This window comes from Streptomyces sp. NPDC056580, from assembly GCF_042793175.1.
Classification (GTDB): domain Bacteria; phylum Actinomycetota; class Actinomycetes; order Streptomycetales; family Streptomycetaceae; genus Streptomyces.
Map to the genome: position 1 here is coordinate 84,174 of NZ_JBHTVE010000023.1, position 10,574 is coordinate 94,747.

Genomic DNA, 10,574 nt, shown 5'->3' on the forward strand with positions numbered 1-10,574 from the left:
ACCCTCTCGTTACCGCCCTCGGCGGTTCTCGGCGCCGCCCGCTGCGCGACGGCGACAACGACTGCCGCGCCTTGAATCGAATGCGGATACAAGCCGTTCCCGTGCGGGCAGGGCAGCGACGTGCCGGCGCTCTGGGCGGAAGCTGCCCCCCTTCTACGGGCCGCGGGCGCCGGTTCCGTTTGGGTCGTCGGACACGTGGGAGGGAGCGGGCCGTGATCTCAAGCGCGGGCAGCGGCGACGAGCCGCAGCCCGTGGAAGTGCGCACCCGTGCGGAGGTCGAGTCGGCACTCGCAGAAAGGGGCGCCGCATCGGGCCAGTCCCGCGCTGGGGAAGCCATGGCGGTCGCAGCTCGGCGGTCAGCAGCGACAGGCCCGGCCCGGTGGGCTATGCGAGCGTCGCGGCCGGTGACGGGGGAGCTGTCCGCACGTCCCAACACTGGCGCAGGGGCTGGCCCGCTTGAACAACAGAGGCTTCATCTGGCGGCCGGCATGCGGTGGCCGCACCGCCATCGCACCAGCAGGGCGGCTTCTTACCCGTCACCTTCGTCCCGCCTTTCGTCGAAGACGAACAGCGGCTTGGTGCCGTGTGCGGGTGCTTCGGCGAGCGCGACGGCTTCCGCGAAGGCTTCGAGCGGGAACGGCCGGCCCTGCGGAATGCTCAGCACCCCATCGACGACGAGACCGCGCACCTGGGCCAGCGCGTGCAGTGTTTCCTGCGGCGTGACGCTGCCGAGCCAGCGGTTCAGCCAGAACCCACGGACTGTTTTGGTCTCGTAGATGACCGAGCGGGCCTGGAGCGGGATCGTCAGCGCCGCCGGGTCGGTCTGCCGGTGGGTGGAGAGCGCGCCGTACACCACCAGCTCTCCACGCGGAGCCAGTGCCTGGGACACTTGGGCGCCGGCGGGGCCTGCGACACAGTCGATGGCCTTCCGCATGCCAGCCGGTCCCGCGATCTCAGCGACGCGCTGCACCAGGTCCTCGTCCTCGGTGCAGATGACCTCGTCTCCACCGAGCGCTGTGATCTCCTCGACAGCAGCACGTCGGCGCACGACATTGATCGTACGAATCCCCAGATGCCGGGACAGCTGGATCAGGAGCCGGCCGACGGTGGAGCCCGCGGCGGGCTGCAACAGCCATTCGCCCGGCTGCACGTCGAGTTCGCGCGTGACGAGGAGCAGCGCGGTCAATGGATTGACGGCGAGTTGGCAGGCGCTGGAGTCACTCAGATGGTCGGGGACCGGCAGCAGCCTGTGTGAGTCGGCGACGAGGTACTCCTGCCAGGTGCCTGCCACCGGGGGCCCGGGTACGGCCGGGATCACGGCGACCACCACGCGCTCACCGACCTTCAGCCCTTCGATTCGCGGGCCCAGGTCCGCGACACGGCCCACGCACTCCATTTGACATCCTCGCCCTCCTTTAGGTGGGCGAGGATGTCTATTGGGGATTGGTGCTCCAGTTCCGCACTGACTGGGGTGCCAGCGCTGCAGCGGGCGTGGCGCGTGGCGGCCATCTGCGGTAGCCGATGGATCACTCGTCCAGGGGGTCGAGGGTGTCGGGGCCGGCGAAGACCAGTTGGGTGAGTTCGGGGCTGTGGGGGGAGGTGAGGGTGACGCGGTACAGGCCGTCGTCAGGGACAGTGATCCGTGCCCTTAGGTGGCTGTCGCCGTCGGCCTGGAGGCGCGCCGGCTTTGTGTAGTCGCCCTCGAGGGCTTCGATGGTGCAGGTGAGGCCTGCGGGATCGTCTGTGCCGGTGACGGTCAGATCCCACGGTGTCGTCGGATGGACGAGGTCGGGAAGGTTGAGGCCCAGGCCGCCGTCGGCTTGGTCGAGGCCGAGGTGGTCGTCTTCGACGAGGAAGTCCGCGACGGTTCGCCGGGCCTGCTTTCCGCTGGCAAGGGCGCCGTGTTGAGCGTAGACGGGGATAGCTCTGCGGACGGGGGAGGCCGACTTGCGGTGGACCGTTCCGTCGCCCTTGCCGGAATAGCGCAGCGGCCTGCCGTGAAGGTCGCGCTTGAGTTCGCCGTCGTTGTCGGTGCGGAAGGTGTGTTCGGAGGCGTAGACGACGCCGGCGGTGAGCTGGAAGGACTGCACGGTGTCCTGGCCGATGCCTGCGACGGGGCGTAGCCGGGGCAGGGGTTGCTCGGTGAGCGTGTCGAAGAACGTTTGTGAGGCCAGGAAGAGGTCTTTGTCGCCACCGAGGTCGGAGATGTCCGACGGGGTGGGGCGGCGGACGTTCGGGCCGTCCTCGAGGCAGAGAAAGCGGGGGAGGAGGTCGTGGACACCGGGCATGGTGGCTGCCGCGGTGGCCAGGCGGTTGTGGGGGAGGGGGATGGGTGCGCCCTGTATGGCGTTGAGGATGTTGGCGGCGACGACGGATCCGTCGTAGGGCGTGCCGAGGGTCATGACGCCGCGGGTGTCTGTGGCGAGGTCGCTGTCGCCGCCGAGGGTGAGGGCTGCATGGGTGAGGAGACCGCCCATGGAGTGTGCGATGAAGACGAGGCGTGCTTCGCGCTGGTCGACTGCGGCGGGGCGGGCGGCGGTGTGTGCGTCGTGGTTGCGCCAGCGGGTGAGGTGGTCTCGGGCGGCCTTGGCGAGAGCTCGGGCGTGGGCGGAGACGGGAAGACGCCAGTCGTAGGGGAAGGTGAGGATGGCGTCCGGGTGCGCGACGACGGATTTGATGGTGTTGAGGAGGCCGTGGTACGGCTCGAAGCCGTTGAAGAAGGGGCTCCAGGCGGGGGTGGTTAGCAGCCGTGGGGCGGTGATGCGGCCGTAGTCGCCTGCCAGTTCGTTGGGAGTGAGTTGGAGGGGGGCGAGGCCGGTTCGGGAGAACCAGGCCCTCCTGAGCCAGCGGGCGTTTGATAAGCCCCAGATCACCTTGTTAGTGGTGGTGTCGCGGAGTTCACTGCCCATGATGCCGGGGACGACGACGACGGCGTCGTGTGTGATGTCGGGGAGGGTCTCGGCTTCGATCCCAGGAGATGGATTATGGCTGTACCCATGCGACTGGTGCGTCATGCCTGTCACACTAGTGACATGCGGCACATGGGGGGCGGCGTTAACGGGGAAATCGCTTTAGCCGGGGCGGACGTTGAGGACTTAGACCAGCGGCGGACTCTGCTGACCGTCGCAGTCCGCGACTACGATGACGTGGACGACGACGAGGCCGAAGAGTTCGCCGAAGGAATCGACGAGCAACTCGAAGTCGTGGCGCAGTGGTGGGGAGACGGAGGTCTACTGCCCGAGTTCCGTCAGGTTCCCCCGCGGGAGCTGACCTCCCGCGACGATATCGAGGCCCTGCTGCGTGATGAGGGCGTGCGAGAGATGCGGGGACTCGCCCTGGTTCTGTTCATCACCGGCCACGGCATCGCCGGCCCCTCCGGCTCCCACTTCTTGAAGTTGCCGCAGTCGGTGCAGCGGCGCCACTTGGCGACAGCGGTGCGGACGAGTGACATCATCGCGGCTGCACTGGATTCGCACGTGAAGAACGTTCTGGTGATCGTCAACGCCTGTTACGCCGGCAAACTGGATCGGGAACTCACCGATCTGGTCAAAGACATCGGCCCGGAGCGCTGGCAGCAATGCCAGCTGGACGTGCTGGTCACCTGTGACCACAACCAGACCGTGCAGGTACGTCGCTTCCCCACAGTCCTGCGTACCGTCTACAACCGGTTGCGGACGTCGGCCGGCATCACCACCGAGTACTTGAGCGTGGCCGAGTTCATGGCGGAGTACGAACGGGCGCTGCGTACCCATGATCGCAAGCTGCATCGGCTGAGGCGGCTCGTCGATGGCAGTGGCTACGAAGCGCCCAGCCCGTGCCTGCCCAATCCGGGCTACCGACAGGCCAAGGAGCTGCTGGGACCGGGGGAGCGGCAGGCGACGACGGCTGAGCACTACTGGCTTGACCGTGCGACCGGGCGCACCCAAGAGAGTGACGACGGCTGGTACTTCCGGGGCCGCAAGGTGCTGAACCGCAAGGTGGCCGAGTTCCTGAGCCCGCAGCACAAGCGTGGGGTGCTACTGGTCACGGGCAGCGCCGGCAGCGGGAAGTCGGCCGTGGTGGCACGCGCCGTTGTGCTGAGTGACTCCCGGTTTCGCGCCGACCCCTTGTTCAAGGCTGCTGTGGAGCTCACGGACCCGGAGGCGATCCCCCCGGAAGGCGCCGTGACAGCAGCGGTGCTGGCCCATCGCCGTAATGCCGCCCAAGTGGCGGGGGACCTCCTGAGGGAGTTAGGCGTTCGGCCCGAGAAGGTGGGCCCCGCTGAGGATCAGGTGGTGCGATGGAAGGGCCAGGTGGTCGACTTCGTGCGAGCCGCGGGACGCCCGATCACCTTGGTGATCGATGGTTTGGACGAGGCTCTGGAGCGGCAGCGGATTGTCCATGACGTACTGGGTTCGCTGAGTGAGTTCTGCCAGCCAGCCGCTGCGGTACCCGGACAGCGGCGGGAAGACGATCCCGCTGTGACGGAACCGGCGGTGAGGTTGCTGATCGGTATCCGATCCACTCGCCCCCCTCTTGTCTCCGAGGGCCGGACCGTCGATGACGATCACGGTCTGCTCAATGAGCTGCGGCAGGTCTTTCCCACCGCTGCGGTGGAGCGTACCGACAGCGAGGACACGGCAGCAGACATCGAGGAGTACCTGTATGCCTTGATCTGCGCCGGAGGTCATCAGGAGAGCGCCCGGACGATTGCCGCCGACGTTGCCCCGGTGCTTGCTCCTTCTTTCATCGATGCCAGGCTGGCGGGGGAGCAGCTGCGTCAGGCCGACGACCCCGCCTCCTTGGCCGTGGATGCTCAGTGGGTGCAAAAGCTCAGACAGGGGATCCGCGGGTTGCTCGTTCAGGATCTGCGCCTGGTGGAAAAGGACGAAGACGGCATTCCCCGCGACGTGGCCCTGTCACTACTGCGTGCTGCCGCGTTCGCCCAGGGAGCAGGCGTTCCGTGGTCGGACATTTGGCCGCAGATGGCCGGCGTCTTCCTGCGCCGCAAGCTGGGGCGGGAGGAGTGGGACGTATTGATCAAGAAGCTCCTGGCCGGGCGGCTGAGCGGCTATTTGGCTCACGACCACGAGGACGCTCGAGTCGTGTACCGGCCGGCTCACGAAGCCTTGACCGATGTGCTGATGAATGCCGATGACGACCTGACCGACGACGATCAGCCGGACGGCGGGAGCGAGACGTGAACGAGCCGCTGCAGCATGACCGTCACGCGGAGATCCACCGCCAGATCGCCACGGCACTGGCTGAGCTCGTACCCGACGATCCCAGCATCCCACCGCATCCCTACCTGCGTCGGCACCTGGCCGAGCACGCTGCCCACGGCCAGGTCCTGGACGACGAGCACGTGCCGCCGGCTCTCCTGCCCTGGGAGTCGAGCCTCAGAGTGCGGCGGCTGCTGGCCGCGACCGGCGATCAAGGACCAGGCAGCCGCTGGCTACAGGCCTGGGCTCTGCTCGAGCCGTATGCCCGCAACGTCGATCCCCGCTCCCGCGCGAGCAGTCTGCGCCTGGCCCACCACAAGGCGACACCTTCACAAGAGGCCTCGACGGGCCCGGACGCCTTCAATCAGTCACCCGTGACACCGGTATGGAGCGATGGCACCACACCAGACAACGTATGGCTGGTCAATGGCTCCCCGGTGAGCGCCCTCGCCGCGGTGCGAGGTGAATCCGGCAAACAGCCCCTGGTCATCGTGGGAGACGAACGAGGGCTCTTGCACGCCCTGCACCACGACGGCAACACGGCGTACGCACCGCTGCACGTCCACGACGGGAAAATCATCCAAGTCCTCGCACTGCCCGGTGACCGCATGGTGGCGACAGGAAGCAACGACGGCTCGGTTGCCATCGTCGACGCGATCCAGGGCCAGGTGATCCTGCGGGCCGTCCCACGGCGACCAGGCACCTGGGTCAGCTCTCTGGCCCTCTACCGGCCCACCGACCACACTGCGGTCCTTCTGGCAGCCTTCAGTGACGGCTATTTGGCCCCCCTGCACCCCGTTGTCTTCCACACGGTTGACGTCGCACTACCGACCTTGGAAGAGGACGCCTGCCTCCTAAGTGCGCTGCCAGCACCTGGCGGCCGCAGCGACTGGCTCCTGTTCGCCCAGCACGACCGGGTGTACTGCTTCGATGGCCGCTGGACACGGTCCCTGTCCAGGCACGCGGGCCGCGTTCGGTCCATCGTGGCACTCCCCACTGCCGGCCATTACGCCGTGGCAGACGAGCAGGGACATCTGTCCCTGTGGGACGCGACGCAAGGGGGGCGAGCCAGGCAGACAGCGCTTCAGCAGGGCCCATCAGCCATCACGTCTCTCCTGGTCACGGCACTGGACGCGGAGGCCGCCTTGCTGTCCACCAAGGCCGACGGCGGCGTGTGCCTGTGGGCCCTGCCCCACCTCGACGCCATCGGCATGCCCCTGTCCGGGCGTGCATCGCCCGTTACAGCGCTGACCTGCATCGCGGGACGCAGGCAGCCACGACTCGTCACCGCTGGAGCCGACGGCACGGTCCGCAGCTGGCCGCTGAGCAAAGCGACGTTCCAGACCGCCCCAGCGCGCTGGGACCGCGTCACGGCCAGCGCCCTGTCCTCGGGCCAGCCCCCTGTCCTGGCTACCGCACGAGCCGCCCGGATCAGCCTCGGCGACGTCTACCGAGCCAGCGAGCCACGGACCGTGCTAAAGGGGCACGTGGCTACCGCACTAGCCTGGCCGCGGCTGCAGGGACGCCCTCATCTGGCGGCAGCTCTGGACGACTCCCGCATCGTCCTGACCGACCCAGGCGACGCGCAGGCAGGCGTGGTCGCAGAGCTGCATGGGCATCACCTGCCGGCCATGACCATGGTGCCGCTAGCCGACACGGATGCCGATCTCCTGGCAAGCGGCAGCGCCGATGGTTCGGTGTGCGTGTGGGACCTGCGCCGTACTACGTTGCTTGCCAAGTTCCGCGATCACCGTTTCAGCGTCCGGTGCCTTGCTACCCACCGCAACAGGCACGGCCTCTACCTGGCGTCGGGCGGAAGTGACGGCGCTGTGCGGGTATGGGACGTCCGGCAGCTGCAGCAGCTCGGCCCCACCATCAAATGTGGCCAGTTCTTCGTCAACGACATCGCTTTCGGCACCGGCATAGGAGCTGACAGGCGCATGCTGGTCGCCAGTGCCGGCCAGAACGGCACACTCAGACTCTGGGACGCGCAAACAGCACACCAGGTTGGCCAACTCAGTCCAGGCGACGGGGAACTGACCGCTGTGACAGCACTGGCCCTTCCAACCGGCCGCCGACTTTTCGCGGCCGCAGGCCGAACCAGCATCCACGTGTGGGACCCGGCAGCCGACAGGCGGCCGCTGCAAATCCTCACGGGAGAGACGATCACCTCGCTCAAGAGCGTCAGAGACCGTCAGAGCACGGACGCATCCCTGCTCCTGGCCACGGGCGAAGCAGGCACAACAGTCTTTCGGTTGCACCATGACCGCATCTGAGCCGCCTGCGCGCCCGCAGTGTGCCTCCTCGCACCATGGATGCGCCCCCCTTGATGGGGCGATACGTCGACACGTCACTCGGCATGCCAGGAAAATGTTCCGCCTGATGCCATAGGCATAAGCCCGTATGCCTCAAGCCTGTACCCGATCACCAACGAGGAGCCATGACTGTTGCCTTACCCCCGCAGACCCTGCCCTCCTGCGGCCTCGAACCACCACTACACCGCACGGACGGCTGGCCGCTCCTTGGCTCGACCGCTGGGGAAGGAAGGCAGCTGAGATGACGACGCCTGCCGTTACCTGCATCACGGCGCCCGAGGCCGGCGTATGGCGGCTCGGCTGGGCTCACGACCCCATCCGATACAACCAGGTGGAGCCCGAAACCTTCAGCGGATCCTCAGCCGGCCGCTTCAGCCTCTTCTCCTACGGCATGCTCTACTGCGCGACCGACCTTGCCGGATGCTTCGCTGAAGCATTGGCTCACTTCCGAGTTGACCCCTTCATCCGCTCTCTCATGAGTGACGCCGAGCACAACTCGGACCTCATGGGGATCGGACAGGTGCCCTCGAGCTGGCGCGATGCCCGCATTCTCGTCCGCCTCATGCCCCCGCGCGACGCCCGCTTCCTCGACGTCGACTCGGATGAGACCAGGAAGGTGCTGGCAGCGGAACTGGAGATCGAACTCAGCAAGTGGGGGGTAGCTGGCTCTCTCACCGATGAACATATTCACGGCAAAGACAGACGCATCGCCCGGCAGATCGCGGCTTGGGCTGTCGCCCAGCGCAACGATGCAGGCCACCAGCTGTTCCAGGGCATCGCCTACCAGTCGGGGTACGGAGGCCGGCAGTGCTGGTCCATCCTGCATGACACGCCACTGACGGAGGTCGAACGCCGCGACATCCGGGTCGAGGCAGTAGAGCTGCAAGAGGTGGCCCGCGAGTACGGCTTGACCGTGCGATGAGACAACTGCATCGACTGGCCGTACGTACCATCGCCCGATCCGGTCACGCTTAGTCTGCAACGTCACACTTACGCAACTGACGCCCTATCACCATTGCTGCTGGTCAGGGGCTCGAGAGGGACGTGGCGAAGGGGATTTAGGGGTGTTTTAAAAGGGGAAAACCGTAGAGTAAGGGCATGCTAAACGGGTAGCATGCTGCCAACACCGAAGAGGGGGAGCCATGTTGATGAGATCGATAAGCCACTTAGCCAGGCCCGGCCTGTCGCACGAGCACGTCGCACAGAGCACGTCCCCGCACCTTCACGCCTCCTCACGGCCCAGATGGTGTGCTGCCCACGGCAGCGACCCGGACACAAGTCAACGCGGCACTGCCTGCGCCCGCTGAACAGCCCGCGGTCACACCACACACAGCTTCACGCCCCAGATGGCGAGTCCCCCGCTCAACCGCCCGCGAGCGAGAGCGGTGGGGAAACGAGGAGACCATGTCCACTCAGCGAGAGCTCACTGCCGAAGCCGATGCCCGCGCGCACCGCGACACGGCCGAACAGGAACTCACCGAGATCGCTCGCTTCCTGCAGGAGCAATTCAGCCAGCGCACCGTCGCCCACGTCGCCGGCGTCGAAGACCCCAAGCAGGTCGGCAGATGGTGCCGAGGCCAAAACACCCCACGCTTCGACTCTGAGTTCCGACTGCGTACGGCCTACCAAGTCTTCCGGTACATCGAAGAGTGCGAGAACCGACACGTCGCCCGTGCGTGGATGATCGGCATGAACCCTCAACTGGAGGACGCCTCACCACTACAGGCCATCGCAAATGACCAGTTCAAGGAAGTCATGGCCGCAGCACGCTCCTACCGTCAGGGCGATCTCTAGCCTTCCCGGCACACGGCAGCCCTATCGCAGCACGAAGGGTCGGCCCAGCAGCTACACCCGGCGAACCCGGCGACATCGAGGTCCAGGTCAGCGATGACCCCACGGGCCCTCGGCGCCCGAGGGCGGAGAGACCAGCGGCAGGGGGAAGGTGCCACTGGTCTCAGTGGCGCGGACGCAGGCCGATGGTGACCGGCACCCGTGCGGAACGGGTCAGTGTTGCGGTGGGTGGCGTCATGCTCGATAACCACCATGCGAAGCCGGGGAACCCGGCGGTGGAGGCCCAGTAGACGCACGAGGCGGAGTTGTCGGGGCGATGGTCGGTTCGCGGGCCAGACGCAGTTGCAGCATCAACGTGCCGTTGACCTGCTCGACCGCCCACCGTTTCGGCTGCGGGACAATGCCCTTGCCCTAGTCGGCCGGGTTACGGCGCACGACCTCGACGGTAATTTCCAGCAGGGCGCCGTGGATGATGACCGCAGCTCGGACCAGCTGGTGCCCGGCCGGCCCTACTCTTTCGTCGCGGTCCTGGGGTCCGGCCGCACCCGCTGGGCCGCGGCCCGCCTGGACCCGGCCGACGACGCGACAACCGTCACTGCCGTCCAACACTACGGCGTCGTCAGGCGGTTGACGAGTGCAGGCCACTGGAGACCGGACGATCCGGACAGCCTGATTGTGATGGACTCCGGTTACGACGTCACCTACCTTCCCAGCAGCCCGCCCGGCAATCGAGCCAAAACCGTCCCGACCAGGCCCCGGACGGCGGCTCGAAAAACACGGGCCAGGCACCACGACGTCGGCAAGACCGTGAAACGCGCCGAATCGATCAAGGAGAACCAAGCCCAGCGAGGTTAAACGCCAAGCTTAGATCGCCGACGGGATGGGAGGTGGTGGGGTGAGGAGCATGAGGCCGCCTGGCAACGAAGGGGTGCCCCCTGCCAACAGCGGAAGGGCACCCCAGGGGCGGTCAGCGGTGACCGTAGCGGCCGTGGCCCCAGCGGTCGTCACGGTCGTGGCCCCAGCGGCCGTGGCCCCAGCGGTCGTCCCGGTCGTGGCCCCAGCGGCCGTGGCCCCAGCGGTCGTCCCGGTCGTGGCCCCAGCGGCCGTGGCCCCAGCGGTCGTCACGGTCGTGGCCCCAGCGGCCGTGCGTGGCATGAGATGCCGCCGAGGGCGCAAAGGTTGCGGCGCTGGCGCCAGTGGCACCGCCCACTAGGACGGCGGCTGCGACGCCCAGCGCGGCGGCAAAACGGGAAACCCGCATTCCGTG

At 67.2% G+C, this 10,574-nt stretch carries 6 protein-coding genes and 2 pseudogenes; 5 read left to right on the forward strand and 3 right to left on the reverse strand.

All coding sequences use genetic code 11. The annotated features are described in order from the left end of the window. Positions 1–529: 529 nt before the first annotated feature. Both ACFQ9Z_RS36000 and ACFQ9Z_RS36005 read right to left on the reverse strand, forming a co-directional pair. Complete coding sequence (locus tag ACFQ9Z_RS36000) at positions 530–1,396, reverse strand: zinc-dependent alcohol dehydrogenase family protein (protein ID WP_383030088.1); 867 nt, start codon at positions 1,394–1,396, stop codon at positions 530–532. Between the two features lie 130 nt (positions 1,397–1,526). After that, positions 1,527–3,014, reverse strand: coding sequence for a hypothetical protein (locus tag ACFQ9Z_RS36005; RefSeq protein WP_383030090.1), 1,488 nt, complete (start codon positions 3,012–3,014; stop codon positions 1,527–1,529). Between the two features lie 18 nt (positions 3,015–3,032). Between ACFQ9Z_RS36005 and ACFQ9Z_RS36010 the strand changes: the two genes are divergently transcribed. The 5 genes and pseudogenes from ACFQ9Z_RS36010 to ACFQ9Z_RS36030 all read left to right on the forward strand — a co-directional run. Then, positions 3,033–5,183, forward strand: coding sequence for an AAA family ATPase (locus ACFQ9Z_RS36010; protein ID WP_383030092.1), 2,151 nt, complete (start codon positions 3,033–3,035; stop codon positions 5,181–5,183). Beyond that, a complete protein-coding gene (locus ACFQ9Z_RS36015; protein WP_383030097.1) occupies positions 5,180–7,477 on the forward strand; it encodes a WD40 repeat domain-containing protein in 2,298 nt (765 codons plus the stop codon). The genes ACFQ9Z_RS36010 and ACFQ9Z_RS36015 overlap by 4 nt, the downstream gene beginning before the upstream one ends. 280 nt (positions 7,478–7,757) lie before the next feature. Further along, positions 7,758–8,438, forward strand: a complete 681-nt coding sequence (locus ACFQ9Z_RS36020; protein ID WP_383030099.1) for an RES family NAD+ phosphorylase — start codon at positions 7,758–7,760, stop codon at positions 8,436–8,438. 482 nt (positions 8,439–8,920) lie between these two features. Next, a complete protein-coding gene (locus ACFQ9Z_RS36025; RefSeq protein WP_161202345.1) occupies positions 8,921–9,310 on the forward strand; it encodes an XRE family transcriptional regulator in 390 nt (129 codons plus the stop codon). A gap of 474 nt (positions 9,311–9,784) precedes the next feature. Further along, positions 9,785–10,015, forward strand: a pseudogene (locus tag ACFQ9Z_RS36030) (transposase); the annotation flags it as partial. A gap of 259 nt (positions 10,016–10,274) precedes the next feature. On the opposite strand, the pseudogene ACFQ9Z_RS36035 reads toward ACFQ9Z_RS36030, so the two are convergent. Next, positions 10,275–10,574, reverse strand: a pseudogene (locus ACFQ9Z_RS36035) (hypothetical protein); the annotation flags it as partial.